Below are 17,913 nucleotides of genomic sequence, written 5' to 3'. Positions count from 1 at the left end.
ATTCGCTCGAGCAAGAAGCAGGGCCCGTCTTCGGACGGGCCCTGCTTCTTTTAACGGATGCCGCTAGCCGATGTAGCTCATGACGTGCTTGATACGGGTGTAGTCCTCGAGGCCGTACAGGGAGAGGTCCTTGCCATAGCCGGAGTGTTTGAAGCCGCCGTGCGGCATCTCCGCTACGAGGGGGAGGTGCGTGTTGATCCAGACACAGCCGAAGTCGAGGTTTTTGGCCATGCGCATCGCGACACCGTGGTTCGAAGTCCACACCGATGAGGCGAGGCCGTATTCCACGTCGTTGGCCCAGGATAGCGCCTGGGCTTCATCACTGAACTTCTGCGCGGTGATGACCGGGCCGAAGATCTCGTTCTGCACGGCCTCGTCGCTTTGCAGCAGGTCGGCGACGATCGTGGCTGCGTGAAAGTAGCCCGTGGTGCCCTGGCGGTGGCCGCCGAGTGCGAGGGTAGCGTGGTCGGGCAGACGGGAGATGACACCCTCGACCCGAGCGAGCTGCTCGGCACTCGAAAGGGCACCGAACAGGATGCCCTCATCGAGCGGGGCGCCCGTGCGGGCGTTGTCCTTGGCATAGGCGGCGAGGGCGGCGACGAACTCGTCGTGGATGCCCTCCTGCACGAGCACGCGGGTAGCCGCGGTGCAATCCTGGCCGCCGTTATAGAACGCGGCGGCGGCGATGCCCTCAACGGCCTGCTGAATATCCGCGTCGTTGAACACGATGACGGGCGCTTTGCCACCGAGCTCGAGGTGTACTCGCTTGAGATCGAGGGCGGCGGTGCCGGCGACCTCCATGCCGGCGCGCACCGAACCGGTGATCGAGACGAGCTGCGGGGTGCGGTTGGCGACAAGGGCGCGACCCGTGTCGCGGTTTCCGGTAACGACGTTGAAGGTACCGGCAGGCAGAAATTCGGAGGCAATCTCGGCCAGCATCAGGGTGGAAACCGGGGTCGAATCGCTCGGTTTGAGCACAACGGTATTGCCGGCGGCGAGGGCCGGAGCGATTTTCCAGATGGCCATCATCATCGGGTAATTCCACGGAGTGACCTGGCCGACGACGCCGATCGGCTCGCGCCGCACAAAGGACGTGTGGTCTTTCAGGTACTCGCCGGCGGCTTTGCCTTCGAGCAAGCGGGCAGCCCCGGCAAAGAAGCGCACCTGGTCGATCATGACCTCGACCTCGTCGCCCACGATGCCGGCGCGCGGCTTGCCGGTGTTCTCGCACTCGGCGTCGGCGAGTTCCTCGGCCCGCGACTCGAGCGCGTTCGCGAACCCCAGCAGGGCGAGCTGGCGTTCGCTCGGGGTGGTCTGGCCCCAGGTTTCGAATGCGGTGGCGGCGGCTTTGTAGGCACCGGCTACGTCGCCCTCGGTCGAGATGGGGGTGCGCGCAAACACCTCCTCGGTGGCCGGGTTGATGATGTCTAATTGTTCACTGGCCGAGGACGACGTGTAGTCCCCGTTGACGAAGTTGCGGAGTTCACGGATAGACATGTGGTCCTTTCGAAAAGCCGAGGAGACGGTATGGGCGGCGCTGCCCTATCGTGACGATATCGCACATCATTCGAAATCGAATCTTGAATCCACCGAGCCACGCGGGGCGGGCGATCGATCGAACCGACGCCCGGGCAGGCCTGCACGAGGGTGCTGTGCGGGGCATCCGTTTTCAGCACGAAGCCGCCTGCATGCGCCGAACCTACAAGGCCGGGCTCCCCAGCGACTCATTCTCGGACGCGTGGAGCATCGCGCGGGTGTACGGATGCTTGGGGGAGCCACACAGGTCGGCGACCGACGCGTATTCAACAATCGCACCGGTACGCACCACAGCAACACGATGGCAGATCTGGGCCGCCACCTGCACCGAGCGTGTCACGATGATCATCGTCAACTTGTGTTTGCGCTGCAACTGACCCAAGAGCTCAAGAATGTCGAAGCTGTCAGATGCGTTCAGGGTGTCGGTCGGGTCGTCGGCCACCAGCAGCTTCGGGCTGCCGGCGAGGGCATGGGCAATGTGCACGCGCCGTGCCAGGATCGCCGACACATCGCGCGCGTAAGCGGTAAAGGTATGTTCCGGATTTTCGACACCGGCCTGGCCCAGCAGATCCAGCGACCGTTCGTAGGCGGCCGGTTTCGACAGACCGCCGCGGGAACGCAGCAGTGCGGCCAGCTGGGTTCCCACTGTCATATTCGAGTCGAGGCTGTCCCGTGGGCTGCGCGGCAGGTACGCGATTTTGGTGTCGTGCAGCCGAGAGGAAGATCGTGGCGGCAGTCCGACCAGTTCGACGCCGTTGTACAGAATCGATCCGGATCGGATACTCGCCGGGGCAGGAAGTACGCCGGCGATGCTCTGTGCGACTTCGAGGGCTCCAGAAGACGCATCGCCAACCAGCCCGATGACCTCGCCGCAGGTGATGGAGAGCGAGATGCCGTGCACCAAACGCCGTGCGTTCACGTGCGCCGCCGACGAGACCTGAAGCCCGCGCACATCGAGCAGCGCCGCAGAGCGAAACCAGTGTGATGGCATGGGCGCGGTCGTTTCGGCCGGCGGGGGAGGTTCAACCTGATCGTGCGGCTCGTTCATCCACGGTTTCACCAACGGGATTCCCGCGTGCACGGCACGATTGAGATGACGCAATACACTGCGAGCGTCACACATTGTCGGCTCGCATTTCAGTAGGTCGAGACGAGCGGCGACGCGTAGGACATACCCAACCGACAATCTCTGGTGCGTGGTGCCGCAACAAGGCCACTGTTTACAGAGCGCTTATTTACGTCATAGTAATGGTATCGAAAAGTATTACCGACGACGTACCGGTTTGTTGAGTTGAGCGCGGATGGGCATCCGTAGGTTCCGTGGGCAGGTTAGTGCGGTGAGTGCGCCTCAAGAAATTCGTACACCTCGGTCTGGTCGACGCCGGGAAAGGTGCCGGTGGGCAGCGCGGCAAGCAGGCTCGTCGGGGTGCGCGCGGCCGGCCAGGATTGGCCGGCCCAGCGAACGGCCAGATTGTCGGGCGCGCGGCGGCAGCAGGATTCGTCGGGGCAGAGGGAAACGGCGCGGTTCGCCGTCTCCCTGCCTCGAAACCATTTCACGTGAGCGAACGGCACGCCAACGCTCACCGAGTACTCGCCCTCTTTGGCTTTCTCGATGCGGGAGGTACACCAGAAGCTTCCGGCCGGCATGTCCGTGTATTGATACCAGGCGCTGAACCGGTCTTCGACGTCGAAGACGGTACGAGCCGTCCAGCTGCGGCAGACGGTGGTGCCCTCGACCGCGCCCAGTGCGTCGCTCGGGAATCGCACGTTGTCGTTCTCATAGGCCTTGATGATCGTGCCGGACTCGTGCACCTTCATGAAATGCACGGGAATGTCCAGCCGCGCCGTGGCAAGGTTGGTGAAGCGATGAGCGGCCGTCTCGTAGGAGACCGCGAAGGCGTCCCGCAGGTCTTCCATGGAGATGCGCCTCAGGGTCTTGGCCTCGGTCAGCATGCGCACCGCGTCCCGCTCTGGCAGCAGGATAGCGGCGGTGAGATAGTTGGTCTCCACCCGTTGGCGCAGAAATTCAGCATAGTTTTTTGGCTCTTCGTGCGCGCAGAGGTGGCTTGCGAAAGCCTGCACGATCGGCGAGCGGGAATCTCGTGATGCCGAATGCTGGGTGGGTAGGTAGATGCGCCCGTTGCGCTTGTCGGTGACCGACCGGGTGGAGTGTGGTAAATCGTTCACATAGTGCAGCGAAAAACCCAGGTGGGTGGCCATGTCGGCGACGAGCTGCTGCGACACCGGACCGCCGGAGTGCCCGACTGCGGTGAGCAGCTCGAGGGCCTGCGCCTCCAGCTCGGGAAAGTAGTTATCCTGCTGACGCATGATCTGGCGCAGCGCGGAATTGGCCCGTCGGGCCTCCTCCGGAGTCGCGGCGCGTTCGCGGTTGAGCCGGTCGATTTCATTGTGCAGGCTCAGGATGGTCTGCAGAGTTTCGTCGCTCTGGCCTTTGCTCACTCGAATGCGGGGGAGTCCCAGCGCCTGGAATACCGGCCCGCGCTGGGCGCGCTCGACCGAGATTTCCAGGGCAGCACGCTCGGAGGGGGCATCCGTTCGCATCAGATCCTCGACGGTGGTGCCGAGGGCGAGGGCGATCGTGCGCAGCATGGAGAGACGCGGTTCGCGCTTGCCGTTCTCCATCATCGACACCTGCGACGGTGCGCGGTCGATCGCGGCAGCGAGGGCGTCGAGCGTCATACGCCGCGCGGTACGCAGCTCCCGGATACGACGCCCCAGCGTGAGCGCGTCAAGTTCCGGTTCATCACTGCTGAGAGAGGAGAGCGCGGCGAGGGCTTCTGCGGGGACCATAACGTCAGTGTCGCAGATCGCAAAAGTTTCCACAATCAGAAGAACAAGGTTTCTTCTGCCCAATTATTATGGTTTGACCCGGCCCCGGTCGGGCAGAGTAAAAGCACAGACAAGTACCGCTGTCGAATCGTGATGGCATACCCCTACACTCGCTCATTCGGCCGAAGCAGAACAGCTCCACCCTCCCGCCACCTGAGATCGGGCGAACCGCACCAATGGCTCGACCGCTGTCACTACCACCTACTTTCGCAAGGAGCCAGATCATGAACACCCCGAATCCCACCCTCGATCAGGCGGTCAGCTCTGCTACCGTGAAGACAAGCACCGGCAGCTTCGCCACGATTCGTCCGCACCTCGAGGTCACTGGCCCGCTCGGAGACCGCTACGACGAGATCCTTACCCCGGACGCCCTCGAATTTCTCGCCGAGCTACACGAGCGTTTCGCCGGAACCCGACACGACCTGCTCGCCGCTCGGTTGCAAACTCGAGTGGATGCCGCGAATGGTCGCGACCCCCGGTTTCTCAGCGAAACCGAGAGTATCCGTTTGGACCCGACCTGGAGCGTTGCCGGAGCCGGACCTGGCCTGGAGGATCGCCGGGTGGAGATCACCGGCCCGACCGACCGCAAGATGGCTATCAATGCCCTCAACTCGAGCGCCAAGGTCTGGCTCGCCGACCAGGAAGACGCCACAAGCCCGACCTGGACCAACGTGATCGAGGGCCAGCTGACCCTGTTCGACCAGGTGCGCGGTCAGCTCAGCTTCACGAGCCCCGAAGGTAAGAAGTACGAGATCACGAACGAGTCGACGCCGACCATCGTGGTGCGTCCGCGAGGCTGGCACCTCGTTGAAAAGCACATCACCTTCGTTGATCGCGCCAACCGCCGCATGAAGTCCTCGGGAAGCCTCATCGACTTCGGGCTGTACTTCTTTCACAACGCTCAGAAGCTCATCGAGAACGGGACCGGCCCATACTTCTATCTGGCCAAGCTGGAGAGCCACAAGGAAGCGCGCCTCTGGAATGACATCTTCACCTACGCCGAGGAGCGTTTGGGCATCGAGCACGGCACCATCCGTGCCACGGTGCTGATCGAAACGATCCAGGCCGGCTTCGAGATGGAAGAAATTCTCTACGAACTGCGCGACCACTGCGCCGGTCTGAACGCCGGACGCTGGGACTACATCTTCAGCATCATCAAAACCTTCCGGTCCCGGGGCAGCCGCTTTGTTTTTCCCGACCGCAAGCAGATCACCATGACGGTGCCCTTTATGCGGGCGTACACCGAATTGCTCGTCGCCACCTGCCACCGTCGCGGAGCCTTCGCTATCGGCGGGATGAGCGCCTTCATCCCCAACCGCCGCGATCCGGCGGTCACCGAGCAAGCTCTCGCCCAGGTCGCCGCGGACAAGAAGCGTGAAGCCACCGACGGTTTCGACGGTTCCTGGGTTGCCCACCCCGACCTGATCCCGACCGCTCAGGCTGAGTTCGACACGGTTCTCGGCGACCGCCCGAACCAACTCGAGCGCACCCGCCCCGACGTGAGCGTGACAGCCGCCCAGTTGCTGGACGTTGCGTCGGTCGGCGGCCAGATCACTGAGGCGGGCGTGCGGGGCAACGTACTCATCTCTCTGCGGTACATCGAGTCCTGGCTGCGTGGGGTCGGCGCCGCGGCGATCGATAACCTCATGGAAGACGCCGCTACGGCGGAAATTTCCCGTTCGCAGCTTTGGCAGTGGATCCACGAGAACTCGGTCACCGCCGAGGGGCGCCGGATCGACTCTGACTGGGTTGAAGAGGTGCTCGACGAGATCGTCGACGGCCTCGAGCGTACGCCCACCGACCGCTTCGACGACGCACTCACGGTGCTGCGTACCTCAGCGCTCGAGCCCGAGTTCCCGACCTTCCTGACGGTCGGAGCGTACGCCCGCTTCTTCTAACTCATTCGACGTTCGCGAAAACGGGCAGTCAAGTACTTCACCCCGGCATCATCACAGGGGTGAAGTACTTTTTTGCCCATTTTTCGTGAAAGAAGACCCATCGTTCCATCCCCCAGTCTGGGGGGGCTTGGCCACCCAACGGGGGTATACATGAGAATGTCTCATCTCTATTGTTCTGAATATAGATGATGAATAAAATTCATCATCTCACCTTGGGACTGACAATTGAGAGGCACAATCGTGAACAAAATGCTCACAGGATCCATCGCTGGCGCTGCCGGCGTTGCTCTTCTCCTCGGCGGCGCGGGAACCTTCGCGCTCTGGAATGACGACGCAGCGATCGCCGGTGCAACCATCAACGCTGGCACGCTGACGGTCGAAGCGTTGGACACCATTTGGCGCGACAATGCGGGCGCCGAAATCACCGACCTGAACGGGTACTTCATTGTTCCGGGCGACACGCTTACCTACACCACCAAATTGATTGTGAACGCGAAGGGCGACAACCTTCAGGCCACCCTTAATATCCCCGAAAACCCGATCGCGACCCCCGTCGGTGATGCCGACGAGGACGGGGCGCTCAGCACGGCTCTCGCGGTGACGACCGCGCTCTCCACCGTTGTTGACGGGGTAACTGTGGAGAGCAACTCCGAGGACGGTTCCTTTGGCATCACCGCGTCGGAAGAGGATCAGGAGTACTTCGTAACTGTCGCGGTCAACTTCCCGAGCGGTGCCCCAGGTTACGACAACAATGCGCAGGCAGGGAGCGTCGATCTGTCCGAGTTCGACGTCACCGTCACGCAGACCCCCTAGGACCTCGGCGCCCCACGAAAGGAGAGTCGCGTGAAATCGCAGGTGCGAGCGCGACTCTCCCCGTGGAGTCCGGTTAGCCGGAATGTAGTTTAAAAATAAAACTCGGCGATTGAATGACTGTCGCCGGCATCGACGCAGAACGCCAAGACCTACTTTTCCACCGGTTTGGGACCCGCCGACAGAGGGCATTCCATCCTCGGGCGGGGACCCCGGTGCGGTCTTGCACTCCCCAAGGTCTCCGCGCGGCAAACGGTAGAGACATCTCCTCGGTTCACCTCGATTTTGGAATGGAAGATTTTCATGAAGCGGATCCTCACCGGTTCGATCGCCGGCGCTACGGGTATTGCACTTCTTCTTGGCGGGGCGGGAACCTTCGCGCTCTGGAATAGCTCCGCGGCCATTGCCGGCGCTCCCATCACTGCCGGCACGCTGACGGTTGAGACTGAGGACGTTGTTTTCTGGACCGACCAGTACGGCACCGAGATCAATATGCAGAGTTATAAGATCGTGCCCGGCGACGTCCTCACGTACACATCATTCCTCGACGTAACAGTACGAGGTGACAACCTCCATGCTCGAATAGCTGTCGACCACGGCTCGATCAGCTCTGCGAACTCTGATGCCAGCAGGGCGCTCAAAATCCTCCTCGACAAGTCGACCAGTGTGTCGGTGGACACCGACGACTTAATAGGCGTCCCCCATGACTTCAGCGACGATCAAACCCGGTTCGACCTGAGCGAAGGCGACCACATGCTCCACGTTACGGTCACGATCGAATTCCTAGAGAGCTTTGAAGACGTTGACGACGACGATGCGAAGAACGCATCGGCCCTCTTGTCCAATCTCGGCGTGACTCTCACGCAGACTCCGTAGCCGCTCATTACCGCTGAGCGCTCACGAAGGGGAGTCGGGTGAAACCAGAAGCTGTGAGCGTGAATCTCCCCGCCGACCTGCATCCACTGCCCAAACAGGTCAAGCGGGCCGCTGGCCTGTGGCGCCAGATCAGTTTCGCATTGAGTCTGGCCGTCTTACTTTTGGTAATCGGTCTCGCCGCCGTGCTGATCGTCGTGCCGAAGGTCACTGGGTCGATCCCGCTTACCGTGCTCACCAGCTCGATGCAGCCGGGATTTCCACCCGGCACGCTGGTTATCGTTCGGCCCGTTGCAGTTGAGGACGTGGCCTTGGGGGACGTGATCACCTACCAAATGGAGACGGGAAAACCCGGCGTCGTTACCCACCGCGTCATTGCGATCAATATGACGGCGGGTGAGCGCACGTTCGTCACGAAGGGTGACAACAACGGTGCGGCCGATGCGTCTGCCGTGCTCGAAGGGCAGATTCAAGGCCGGCTCTGGTACTCCGTTCCGCTGATTGGCTACGTCAATAATGCGGTCAATGGCGCCAATCGAGCCTGGCTTATTCCGGTGGCCGCTTCATTGCTGTTCGCCTACGCGGGCTACATGATCCTGGCCGGCGTCGTGGGCAGCGTGCGCAAGCGGCACGGAGCTGGCCAGTCGGGCGGGACGATGCGCGACTCGGCTGCCGCTGATTCTGGCCTGGATGCCGACGAACGAAGCTAGAAAATCTACCTCTATCCGTTGCGGGCTCGTTTTGAGTGCCGCCGCCGGCAGGCGTCCCGGCCCTCAGATTGGGGGTCAGTGATACCCAATGGGGGGCATACATGAGAGATCCTCGAACCTAAGGTTCTGGATGGGGATAGTGAAAGACTTTCATTATCGCCTCTAAAACTGACAATTTGAGATGAGACTGACGTGAAACTTATGTTAAACCGCAAGAAAGCCATTATTGGGGCCGGGGGCGTTGCCGTTGCATTGACCATGGCACTCGCGGCATTAGGGCCGACCGGTGCGTACTTCAGCGATACCGCGCAGGGTGAAGTGAGCGGCACCGTCGGCTCGATAAAGATCGCCGGCGCTGACGGCACCGGTACCGATTCGCTCAATCTGGCCTACACAAACCTGCTGCCGGGAACGACCCAGACCGTCGCGTCGCGCTACGTGAACACGGGTCTGAACGCTCAAGACGTCTGGGTTGTGTTCAACGACAAGGATGCTCTCCACGCTCTGAACGACCTCGGGACCTATGGCGAGTTTCACGTGGCTGCGAACGGCAAAGCGCTCTTTGACTCCGCCAACCTCAGCGATGACCTGGATGACGTTGAAAAGCCGAGCTGTGGGACTCTCGCGCCAACCGGATGCTGGCCGGTTCCGACGATGATCAAGCTGGAATCGAACCTGGCACCGACAGCTGTCGGCTCTGTCTCCTTCACCTTCGGATATGCGGCAAAGATGTCTGGCCAGTCGAAGCTGGGCGGCGGAGTCTGGAACTCCTACCCGGTGAAGACGGTTCAGACGCCGGACGCGGTAGGTGCTCATAACGGCCTTCCATATCAGCTCGTCGCGACGCAGGTCGGACAGAAGCCGGGCCAGTAGGGCTCGATGAAGTGGCTCGGACGTCACTGCCGGGTAGCGGTGTCCGAGCCATTTTTCAATCCATTTTCGAGCTGAAGGAGCACCGTGAAGCGATTCAAGGGCACCGTGATTCTGCTGCTCGTGCTGGTTGCCGTACTCACTCCGGTAACCCTGATTGCGACGGGCGCGCTGCCGTATCGGGCCTACGTCGTGCGCACCGGGTCGATGGCGCCTACCATTTCGCCGGCGAGTGTGGTGATCGTCGAGGCCGACCAGTATGAGGTCGGGCAGGTCATCACCTTTCGGCGTCACGGTGATCGCACCACGCACCGACTCGTGGCCGTCAATGACGATGCAAGCCTCACCACCAAGGGCGACGCGAATGATGAGGTCGACCCGTTCACTGTGCCCCGATCTGATGTCATCGGCGGTATGACCGCGTTCGTTCCCAATCTCGGCTATCTCGTGGTCTACCTGCAGAACCCGCTCGCCCTCGGCTCCCTCATCATGTGTGTGCTGAGCCTGTGGTACGTCGGCTCGTCCGAAGAGAAACCCGAGGCAAAACGAACCAAAGGTTCCACGGAGAAGACAGCAGCCGCGGCCGTTCAGGTCGCCTAGTTTGCTGACTGGGCCTTGACCCTCTCGTAGGCGGCGAGGGCGGCTCGGCGCGTTTCGCCGAGGTCGACGAGGGGTTCCGGATAGGCATCCGTGCCGTACTCGGGCACGTATTCCCGGATGTACTGCTGGTGCGGGTCGAACTTGGCCGCCTGCAGATTGGGATTGAAGATGCGAAAGTAGGGTGCAGCATCCGCTCCGGAGCCGGCCACCCACTGCCAGCCGAAGGGGTTGCTCGCAGCGTCGGCATCGACCAGGGTGTCCCAGAACCAGCGCTCTCCTTCGCGCCAGTCGACCAACATATTCTTGATCAGGAATGATGCGGTAACCATACGTACCCGATTGTGCATGCTTCCGGTGCGCCACAGTTCGCGCATCCCGGCGTCGACGAGCGCGAAGCCGGTGCGGCCCTGTTTCCAAGCGGCGAGTGCACGCTCGTCGACCGGGGGCCACGGGAAAGCATCGAAGGCGGGACGCAGGTTTGTCGTCGCAAGATCGGGGGCGTGAAAGAGCACGTGGTAAGTGAACTCGCGCCAGCCGAGCTCGGTGAGAAATCGGGTCGCGCTCGTCAGCGCGGGGCCGGAGAGTTCACGCTGAGCCTGCTGCGTGGCGGCCCAAACCTGATGCGGGCTGATCTCGCCCCAGCGCAGGTAGGGTGACAGGCGCGACGTGGCGTTCTGGGCCGGTTCGTCACGTTCGGCGGCGTAGCGAGGGAGCGCCTCGAAGAGAAAGCGCTCGAGCATTTTCTGAGCGGATGCCTCGCCCGGCGTCCAGGCGGCGCGCAGCCCGGCGGCCCAGTCGGGCGCACTGGGCTCGAGGCCCCAGTCGTTCAGGTTGTCGGAGTCGAGGCCGTCTGCCGCGTTGCCGCCCGTCGAGCTGGCAATGCTGGTGGGCGCCGGGTACGGCGCGCGCGGCGGTGGGCCTGCTGTGCAGGAACGCCAGAACGGCGTGAAAACCGAGTAAGGGCCGCCTTGCCCGGTCTGAACCGTCCAGGGTTCAAACAGGAGCGAACCCGCAAAACTGTGGGTGTCCACGCCGCGCCCGCGCAGCTCGGCCTTGATCGCGGTGTCGATCGTGCGTTCTGCCTCGCCGTAGCGGCGATTCCAGAAGACCGCCGCGGCATCCGTGTCGTGCACGATCTGGGCGATGATTGCGGCCGCAGCACCCCGGCGCAGGATGAGGCGCCCGCCGAGCTTTTCGAGGGTCGCAGCGAGAGATCGCAGGCTTTGGTGCAACCACCAGCGTGCTGCACCTCCGAGCGGACGCACGCCGGGAGATTCGTCGTCAAACACGTACACGGCCACGATCGGTCGTTGACGGGCCAGAGCGGCGTGCAGGGCCGGATGGTCGGCGACCCGCAGATCGTCGCGGAACCAGACGATGACGGGGCCGGCGGGCTCGTCGGGTTGGGGGGTGATGGCGGGGGGTGCAGTCATGGGCGTCTCCTCCTGAGAACTCCAGTGTGGACCCTTCCAGCGAGTAGACCAATTCGGAGGTAGAACGCTCTGTATTGGGCCGGTCTCCTATGGCTCGCCGAGGCAGCTAAGGCGCCAAAACCTCGGTATGTCTATAAAAAACTACGAAAATCTGCTCAGAATTCTTTGAATGCTGGATAAAAGCACCGTATTCGCTCAAAAACCTTATTCCCTATTCTGGGGGTTTGAGCAGGACAGACATATCCGTCTGTCCCATCTAGTGTGTGAATCGCGGATGGGGCTACAGCCGAAAAAATCATCGGCGAGTTGTCGCAATTCATGGCTTGATACCCAGAGCCGTGGCTGCCAGCCGCAACAACGGCGTGCTTACCCCACGCCGGCCACGTGGCGGGTTCTCTTCCCGTTGCTCCACGCCTGCCGATTTCTGGCCTGCGATCACCCGAAGTTTTCAGACCAGTCCTCGAAGGGTTTTACTCATGAACAAGCTCACCAAAGGCGCGATTGCCGGCGCTGCCGGTCTGACCCTGCTACTCGGCGGCGGCACGACTTTCGCACTGTGGAACTCCTCGGCGGAGGTTTCCGGCGGCACGATTGTTGCCGGTAACTTGGCCGTTGCCCCCAGCATGGTCGACGGCGTCGAAGCCGTAGGAACCTGGATCGTGAAGGACGGAACCGCCGCCGGCAGGGCGATCCCTGTGTTGTCCAATTTCACAGCCTCGCCCGGTGATGTGCTGGTGTACACCAAGTCCATGCACATCACGGCCAGTGGCGATAACCTCGTCGCCGAGCTGGCGCTTGCCCCGGGTTCGATCGTCGCTTCAGAGACGAGTGTTCCTGCCGATGTGAATCTCGCGGAGTATCTCGTCGGGACCGCGGTCTTGACAGCGGATGGTACTGGAATTAGCGACAACTACTTCGAGGCCTACCGGATGGTGACCACCGGTCCGACGAAATATGTCGTCACGCCCGGAACGGGAGTGGTCGATGAAGACGTCACCGTCGAGGTGACGATCACGTTCCCGAACGGCGCCTTGGGTCTTGAGAACACCATGATGCTCGGTTCGGTCGCCCTGCAAGACATGGCGGTCACGCTTACCCAGCAGTAACCGGTCTGTGCCGGGGTGCCCACCACCCGACGAGGGGCACCCCGAAACGGCCAGCACGCAGTGTCCTTTCGATTCGCGAAAGCCGGTGATCTTTTGAAAACGTATCTACTCGCAAGCGCGGCCATTCTGGGTGCTACCCTGCTGGCGACGGCCGCTGTTGGCGGAACCTATGCCCTTCTCAACTCAAGCGCCTCGGCCGGTCAGACGGTGACCATTCAGGCTGGATCGGCAGCCGTCAGCATCACGTCACCCCTCGTGCTGTCGGACGCCCCGCTGTATCCGGGAGCGAGAAATGTCGGCACGGTCGAAGTGCGAAACGATGGCACTGTGTCGCTCGCGCTTCGGCTTTTTGGACTGACGCCGCCGACGGCCCAGACCGCATTGTCTGAGGACTTGGTCATAGGTGCTCGCACAGTGTCGGCGGCGAGCGAGTGCACGTCGAGCCTGACACCGACCATTACCGGTACTTTCCGTTCCGCGCCGGTTGCCGAGCTCGGTACGACCCTCGCCCCGGGGGCTACGGCAATGCTCTGCGTCTCGGTGGTGCTTTCAGCGGATGCCCCGAGCGCCAGCCAATCCCAGACTGCGACCAGTTTCGGACTTTTAATTGATGGACGACAGGTCTAGCCCGTGAAATTGCATCGTCACTTTCCGCGTTCCCTGCGACGAAGAACAAGGCGCCCGACTGTTCACCGACACGCATCCCGGCCTCGCTGGCCCGCTACGCGGTCAGCCCTCACGATCGCGAGCGCTGTCTTTTTGACCCTCTCAGGCTCTGGAATTGCCCAAGCCATCTGGACCGCCGCGGCGGTCCATCCCACGGCATCCGTTCGGTCGGGCGCGGTGACGATCAGCCAGACGGGGTTTGCCGAGCTCGCGACGACGTACACGTCCACCGCCCTCTCGACCACGAAGCTCATTATGGTATCCAACGAAGGTGTGCCAGCCAGCTACAGTTTGGTGCTCGGCTCAGCCTCGTCTACCCCGGCCTCGTTCGCCGAGGCGATCACCGTGCGCACCTGGGCGATTGACGCGGCCGATACCTGCGCTTCGACGCCGTCGACCGGCACGCGAAGCAGCACCTGGGTGAGTGGACTCACGCTCAGTGGCTCTTTGGCGCCGGGGGCTTCGGCGCGCTATTGCGTGCAGACTTCGATCACCAGCGCGGCCGCTGGGAACGCGCCCGGTACGACGATGACGGCGCGAATGGATCTGCAAGGGCGTGCCGACAACTGGACCTCACCGGTGACGACCTTATTAATCGTGCAGAAGGTGGCCGACACCGCGCCGCGGTCGCTGGCGGCGGTCAAGAAGACGGCCAGCTCTATCTCGTTGAGCTGGGATGCACCCGACGATAAATCCGTGACGCGATACCAGCTGTATCGAGGTAGTACGGCAGTATCGTCGGCGCAGACCGCAACCACCTTCACGGACACGGGCCTGATGGCAAATACTGCCTACGGTTACACGGTGTATTCAGTGGATGGCAACGACAACCGTCTGGCAGCCTCGAACGTGCTCGCTGTCACGACGGATAGAAAGGTGCCGGCGCCGCATACCTGGTATCACGTCGTTACCGCAGCCGGAAGCTGCGTCGATGCCGCAGCTCCGCAAGAAGAAGGCAGAGTTCTTGCAACGACGCTGTGCTCGACGGCCTCATCATCGAGCTTTCGCTTCGTCGCGGATGCAGAAGGCGCCTACACGGTCAACGCGAAAACGAACGCCAGGGTGTGGGATTCCAGGGCTAAGAAGCAGGGCTCGTCCGACGTGACACTGAGCGTCGAAGATGGCGGAGCACAGAGATTGGAGCGACACTTCGCTCTCATCAGCGTTGATGACTCGACCGGTGCGGTTCAGATTCGCGGCATGCAGGTAAGTAAACACTGTATGCAATCGGGCGCTTCGGGTACCGCGCTCACCATGCAGCCCTGCGACACCACGATTCCCATCCAGGACAACCAGCAATTCACCTTGGTCGAGGTGGCACCATGAGCGGATACCTGATCGGAGCGCGCCTGGCAGCCGGCGTGCTGCTGTTCCTCGCGATTACTGGGGTCGCCACTCCTGCGCGTGCTGCGCTGAACGACACGGCCAACCGCGGGGCAGCAACCGACGTGCGGGTCAGCAGCGACGGAGTGCATTTTGCCGGCAGCCTGCCTGCCGGGCTGTTCGACTCCTTCGGCACGCTGATTCCTGGCGGGTCGATGCGGTCGGAGCTGTGGATTCAGAACCCGAGTGACGCACCCGCGAACGTGCGGCTGAGCCTGCGCGAGCCGGGTGGGGCATCCGCTGATCTGACGGAATACCTCACCCTGAGCGTCCACGACGTCGCGTCCCACATCGTGACGACCGTTCCTCTGCGGGGCGGTGAGGACTGTGTGGTACTCACGCCGGCCTTGCCGCTCGCCGCCGGAGCAACCCTGCGAGTTGCGCTCACCATCGAGATGATGAACGTGACCGGGCTGACCGCCCAAAACACGAGCACCGACCTGGGAATCCTGGTCGCCCTGCGCGATGAAGAGGCCGGACCGTTTGGGCCTTCGGCGTGCGCCGACGACGGCGTGCTGATCCCAGCAGTGGCAGGGGCAGGGCTGGCGGCGCCGCTCGGGTCGGTTGCCCTGCCGCGCACCGGTGTCGACCTGCCCATTCCCGCGCTCATCGGCGGAGGGCTGATGCTCGGTGTCGGCGGGCTCCTCGTCACTCGGCGTCGGCGCGAGCCGTGACCGGACATCAGACACTCGCGTCTGTCGACCGACCCCAGGAATTTGCAGCCGCCTCGCCCGCTCCCCCCGAGAGCAGCATCTGGCGGTACCTCGGGTTGGCGCTCAGCGCGGCCCTGCTCCTGCTCGTCGTCGGTCTCGGGGTGCTGCTCGTGGTGATTCCCAAAATGACCGGCGCGACCCCGCTGACCGTGCTGACCAGCTCTATGGAGCCGGGGCTTCCACCGGGCACTCTGGTCATCGTGCGCCCGGTCGCCGCCGAGGCACTGCGCATCGGCGACGTCGTCACTTATCAAATGGTGTCGAATGGTGCCAAGGTCGTGACGCACCGCATCATCTCGATCACGTCGAGCTCAGACGGATCGCGTTCTTTTATCGTGCAGGGTGACAACAACAGCGCGCCCGACGACGATCCGGTGCTGGCCGAGCAGGTTCAGGGCCGGCTCTGGTACGCGGTGCCCTATGTCGGCTACGTCAACAACGTGCTCAACGGGGCAAACCGGGCTTGGATCATTCCCGTGCTGACCGTCGCGCTTTTCGGCTACGCCGGATTCATGGTCGCTGGAGGTGTGCTTGATCGCAGACGAACTCGCTCGCGGGCAGTCGATACCAGCCAGCCGGGCGCGACGAGCGAAGGCGCGGCTGAGCGCTCGTGATGGCCGGTCAATCGCTTGACCGTTAGGACACGCGCAGCACGATCTTGCCGCGGGTGTGACCCTCCTCGAGCAGCCGATGGGCCGCGGCACCGTCGGCGAGGTCGAACACCGAGTCGACGTGCACCCGTACGATCCCCGCGTCGAGCAGTGCCGAGATTTCGTCGAGCACGCGTGCGTCGGGAGACACCTTGAAACCGGTTGCGCGTCGTCCTGCTGCTGCGGCATCCGCTGCCAAGGTCGGCCAGCTGCCGGTCGGCGCGTTCACGAGCAGGCCGTCGGGGCGCAGCACAGCGAGGGAACGGGTGCCGGTATTGTCGTGCACGTTGCCAATGAGGTCGATGACCGAGTCGAGGTCGTGGACCACGTCTTCGAAGCGCGTTGTCGTGTAGTCGATGACCTCGTCGGCGCCGAGCTCGCGCAGAAAGTCGAGGTTGCGGGTCGATGCCGTGGCGGTCACGTGGGCGCCGAGAACCCGGGCGAACTGCACTGCGAAGTGGCCGACGCCGCCGCTGGCGGCGTGCACGAGCATGCGCTGCCCGGGGGCGGCTCCGGCCAGCTTGACCATGCCCCATGCGGTCAGAGCCGCGAGGGGAACCGCAGCCGCCTCGGCGTGACTGAGCCGGGCCGGTTTGCGGGTGACGCTCAGGCTTGACACCGAGACGTACTCGGCGAAGCTGCCGCCGATGCGCGGAACCCGGCCCATGCCGTAGACGGCATCGCCCGGCTGGAGTGGCGCGGCCTCAAAGGCAGCGCGCACGACGACTCCGCTGAAATCGTTACCGAGAATGGCCGGGTAACTCTCGATGGCGGCCGCGACACCCGTGCCGGAGCGCGTCTTGGCGTCGATCGGGTTGAGGCCGGCCGCGATGACCTTGACGAGAACCTCGTCGACGATCTGGCGTGGCAGCATCCGATCGGCCAGGTGCAACACTTCGGGGGCGCCGGTCTCGTCGATAACCAGGGCGCGCATGGTCTGCGGCAGTTCGAATTCAGGAGCCATGCTCCCCATTCTGCTGCATTCTCCGCCCCTGCACTGCGGACGGGGCCCGGGCCCGGAACGCGGGCCCAGTTTATAACCTGGGCCCGGGGACGGGGCCCGGGCCCCGTCCCCGAAAAGAGGGAGACTAGCGGCGGGCCTGCTCGTCGAGATTGTCGATCAGGGCATTGGCGAGTCCGACCAGAATGGCGATCTGGTCCTCGTCCCGCTCGATCCAGCGACATTCGGGCACGGCCGCCACCGGTACGAAATCCAGGTGCTCTTCCCAGACCAGCAGGGTGCGGTCGGCACCGAGCACATACTGCTGCCACCACACCTGCCGCAGATAGCTGCGCGGAATGCTGCGCCACGGTTTGCTCGTGGTTTTGATCTCAGCCAGGTGCAGGTCGCCGCCGGCTACAACGCCGACGCCATCGGGGGTGGCGAGGTGCCGCGGATGCCCGAGCGACCGAAACAGATTGGTGCTCGGCTCGATACCGTAGTTCTCCAGCACCCACGCGGCGATGACGGGTTCTCGGGCGCGACCATGGTCGGTGTAGCTGTTGCCGGAGAAGCTCGTACCGTGCATTTTGTCGTGCGCGGCGTTCACGATGGATTTCGGGGTCGACAATTTGGCGACATCCGTTGCGGTGATGCCCTGGTTACGTGCGCGCAGCCAAGCCACCCGGTCGGTCGAGTCGGCGACGATGCGCAGAGTGTGCGGCGCCGGTGCTGGTGGCCGTTCCGCTGCCGCCAGTACAGCGAATACAGCGGGGTGCGCCAAAGGCTGGTCCAGGTCGAAGAGGGACAGCGTGGAATTCGGCACTCCTCTATTGTGTGCCCGCGGGGCCGGTCGGCGCGCCACCGCCACGGGC

At 63.1% G+C, this 17,913-nt stretch carries 19 protein-coding genes; 11 read left to right on the top strand and 8 right to left on the bottom strand.

Annotated elements, in window-relative coordinates; translation table 11 throughout:
• Window positions 1–63 precede the first annotated feature (63 nt).
• The 3 genes from CXY83_RS07995 to CXY83_RS07985 form a co-directional block, all read right to left on the bottom strand.
• Window positions 64–1,497 (bottom strand): aminobutyraldehyde dehydrogenase, encoded by a 1,434-nt coding sequence (locus CXY83_RS07995; RefSeq protein ID WP_104196846.1) that lies wholly within the window; start codon window positions 1,495–1,497, stop codon window positions 64–66.
• A gap of 202 nt (window positions 1,498–1,699) precedes the next feature.
• On the bottom strand, window positions 1,700–2,584 hold the full coding sequence (locus CXY83_RS07990; RefSeq protein WP_206750157.1) for an ATP-binding cassette domain-containing protein: 885 nt from the start codon (window positions 2,582–2,584) through the stop codon (window positions 1,700–1,702).
• 281 nt (window positions 2,585–2,865) lie between these two features.
• Window positions 2,866–4,347, bottom strand: a complete 1,482-nt coding sequence (locus CXY83_RS07985) for a helix-turn-helix transcriptional regulator (protein ID WP_104196844.1) — start codon at window positions 4,345–4,347, stop codon at window positions 2,866–2,868.
• Between the two features lie 263 nt (window positions 4,348–4,610).
• On the opposite strand from CXY83_RS07985, the gene aceB reads away from it, so the two are divergent.
• From aceB to CXY83_RS07955, 6 genes are all read left to right on the top strand, one after another.
• Window positions 4,611–6,284, top strand: a complete 1,674-nt coding sequence (gene aceB / locus CXY83_RS07980) for a malate synthase A (protein ID WP_104196843.1) — start codon at window positions 4,611–4,613, stop codon at window positions 6,282–6,284.
• A 249-nt stretch (window positions 6,285–6,533) separates the two neighbouring features.
• Window positions 6,534–7,097, top strand: a complete 564-nt coding sequence (locus tag CXY83_RS07975) for an alternate-type signal peptide domain-containing protein (RefSeq protein WP_104196842.1) — start codon at window positions 6,534–6,536, stop codon at window positions 7,095–7,097.
• Window positions 7,098–7,397: 300 nt separating this feature from the next.
• Window positions 7,398–7,970, top strand: coding sequence for an alternate-type signal peptide domain-containing protein (locus tag CXY83_RS07970; RefSeq protein ID WP_104196841.1), 573 nt, complete (start codon window positions 7,398–7,400; stop codon window positions 7,968–7,970).
• A gap of 38 nt (window positions 7,971–8,008) precedes the next feature.
• Window positions 8,009–8,677 (top strand): signal peptidase I, encoded by a 669-nt coding sequence (locus CXY83_RS07965; RefSeq protein ID WP_104196840.1) that lies wholly within the window; start codon window positions 8,009–8,011, stop codon window positions 8,675–8,677.
• 192 nt (window positions 8,678–8,869) lie between these two features.
• Entirely contained in the window at window positions 8,870–9,550 is a 681-nt protein-coding gene (locus tag CXY83_RS07960) for a hypothetical protein (RefSeq protein WP_134572070.1), read from the top strand.
• A gap of 84 nt (window positions 9,551–9,634) precedes the next feature.
• Window positions 9,635–10,147 (top strand): signal peptidase I, encoded by a 513-nt coding sequence (locus CXY83_RS07955; RefSeq protein WP_104196838.1) that lies wholly within the window; start codon window positions 9,635–9,637, stop codon window positions 10,145–10,147.
• Here the strand turns inward: CXY83_RS07955 and CXY83_RS07950 are convergent.
• Window positions 10,144–11,580, bottom strand: coding sequence for a deoxyribodipyrimidine photo-lyase (locus tag CXY83_RS07950; RefSeq protein WP_104196837.1), 1,437 nt, complete (start codon window positions 11,578–11,580; stop codon window positions 10,144–10,146). The genes CXY83_RS07955 and CXY83_RS07950 overlap by 4 nt on opposite strands.
• 476 nt (window positions 11,581–12,056) lie before the next feature.
• Between CXY83_RS07950 and CXY83_RS07945 the strand changes: the two genes are divergently transcribed.
• Both CXY83_RS07945 and CXY83_RS07940 read left to right on the top strand, forming a co-directional pair.
• On the top strand, window positions 12,057–12,686 hold the full coding sequence (locus CXY83_RS07945) for an alternate-type signal peptide domain-containing protein (RefSeq protein WP_104196836.1): 630 nt from the start codon (window positions 12,057–12,059) through the stop codon (window positions 12,684–12,686).
• A 60-nt stretch (window positions 12,687–12,746) separates the two neighbouring features.
• Entirely contained in the window at window positions 12,747–13,313 is a 567-nt protein-coding gene (locus CXY83_RS07940) for a hypothetical protein (protein ID WP_104196835.1), read from the top strand.
• A gap of 62 nt (window positions 13,314–13,375) precedes the next feature.
• On the opposite strand, the gene CXY83_RS18090 is transcribed toward CXY83_RS07940, so the two are convergent.
• Together CXY83_RS18090 and CXY83_RS18085 are read right to left on the bottom strand one after the other, a co-directional pair.
• Window positions 13,376–13,606 carry a hypothetical protein gene (locus CXY83_RS18090; protein WP_104196834.1) on the bottom strand — a complete coding sequence of 77 codons (231 nt, stop codon included), beginning with the start codon at window positions 13,604–13,606 and terminating at the stop codon, window positions 13,376–13,378.
• Between the two features lie 30 nt (window positions 13,607–13,636).
• Complete coding sequence (locus tag CXY83_RS18085) at window positions 13,637–13,786, bottom strand: hypothetical protein (protein ID WP_233200693.1); 150 nt, start codon at window positions 13,784–13,786, stop codon at window positions 13,637–13,639.
• A gap of 43 nt (window positions 13,787–13,829) precedes the next feature.
• Between CXY83_RS18085 and CXY83_RS07930 the strand changes: the two genes are divergently transcribed.
• From CXY83_RS07930 to CXY83_RS07920, 3 genes are read left to right on the top strand one after another with little or no spacing between them, the layout of a single operon-like run.
• The gene (locus tag CXY83_RS07930) at window positions 13,830–14,678 is read left to right on the top strand and encodes a fibronectin type III domain-containing protein (RefSeq protein ID WP_233200692.1); all 849 of its coding nucleotides are present in this window, start codon (window positions 13,830–13,832) and stop codon (window positions 14,676–14,678) included.
• On the top strand, window positions 14,675–15,409 hold the full coding sequence (locus CXY83_RS07925) for an LPXTG cell wall anchor domain-containing protein (protein WP_104196832.1): 735 nt from the start codon (window positions 14,675–14,677) through the stop codon (window positions 15,407–15,409). Before CXY83_RS07930 ends, CXY83_RS07925 begins: the two co-directional genes overlap by 4 nt.
• Complete coding sequence (locus CXY83_RS07920) at window positions 15,406–16,062, top strand: signal peptidase I (protein ID WP_104196831.1); 657 nt, start codon at window positions 15,406–15,408, stop codon at window positions 16,060–16,062. Before CXY83_RS07925 ends, CXY83_RS07920 begins: the two co-directional genes overlap by 4 nt.
• A 22-nt stretch (window positions 16,063–16,084) precedes the next feature.
• Here the strand turns inward: CXY83_RS07920 and CXY83_RS07915 are convergent, their stop codons facing one another.
• Together CXY83_RS07915 and CXY83_RS07910 are read right to left on the bottom strand one after the other, a co-directional pair.
• Complete coding sequence (locus CXY83_RS07915) at window positions 16,085–17,062, bottom strand: NADP-dependent oxidoreductase (RefSeq protein WP_233200691.1); 978 nt, start codon at window positions 17,060–17,062, stop codon at window positions 16,085–16,087.
• A 124-nt stretch (window positions 17,063–17,186) separates the two neighbouring features.
• Window positions 17,187–17,864: a YqaJ viral recombinase family protein gene (locus CXY83_RS07910; RefSeq protein ID WP_369831137.1), complete on the bottom strand. Its 678-nt coding sequence runs from the start codon at window positions 17,862–17,864 to the stop codon at window positions 17,187–17,189.
• Between the last annotated feature and the right edge of the window lie 49 nt (window positions 17,865–17,913).

Source organism: Cryobacterium sp. M15, assembly GCF_002929675.1.
GTDB classification, from domain to species: Bacteria; Actinomycetota; Actinomycetes; order Actinomycetales; family Microbacteriaceae; genus Cryobacterium; species Cryobacterium lyxosi.
The sequence above is the reverse complement of the archived record's forward strand: the minus strand, read 5'-3'. Positions and strand labels throughout refer to the sequence as shown.

Coding starts and splice junctions, on each gene's coding strand:
- CXY83_RS07995 (WP_104196846.1), bottom strand. CDS start 1,497: ATGTCTATCCGTGAACTCCGCAACTTCGTCAACGGGGACTACACGTCG.
- CXY83_RS07990 (WP_206750157.1), bottom strand. CDS start 2,584: ATGAACGAGCCGCACGATCAGGTTGAACCTCCCCCGCCGGCCGAAACG.
- CXY83_RS07985 (WP_104196844.1), bottom strand. CDS start 4,347: ATGGTCCCCGCAGAAGCCCTCGCCGCGCTCTCCTCTCTCAGCAGTGAT.
- aceB (WP_104196843.1), top strand. CDS start 4,611: ATGAACACCCCGAATCCCACCCTCGATCAGGCGGTCAGCTCTGCTACC.
- CXY83_RS07975 (WP_104196842.1), top strand. CDS start 6,534: ATGCTCACAGGATCCATCGCTGGCGCTGCCGGCGTTGCTCTTCTCCTC.
- CXY83_RS07970 (WP_104196841.1), top strand. CDS start 7,398: ATGAAGCGGATCCTCACCGGTTCGATCGCCGGCGCTACGGGTATTGCA.
- CXY83_RS07950 (WP_104196837.1), bottom strand. CDS start 11,580: ATGACTGCACCCCCCGCCATCACCCCCCAACCCGACGAGCCCGCCGGC.
- CXY83_RS07945 (WP_104196836.1), top strand. CDS start 12,057: ATGAACAAGCTCACCAAAGGCGCGATTGCCGGCGCTGCCGGTCTGACC.
- CXY83_RS18090 (WP_104196834.1), bottom strand. CDS start 13,606: ATGAGCTTCGTGGTCGAGAGGGCGGTGGACGTGTACGTCGTCGCGAGC.
- CXY83_RS07925 (WP_104196832.1), top strand. CDS start 14,675: ATGAGCGGATACCTGATCGGAGCGCGCCTGGCAGCCGGCGTGCTGCTG.
- CXY83_RS07915 (WP_233200691.1), bottom strand. CDS start 17,062: ATGGCTCCTGAATTCGAACTGCCGCAGACCATGCGCGCCCTGGTTATC.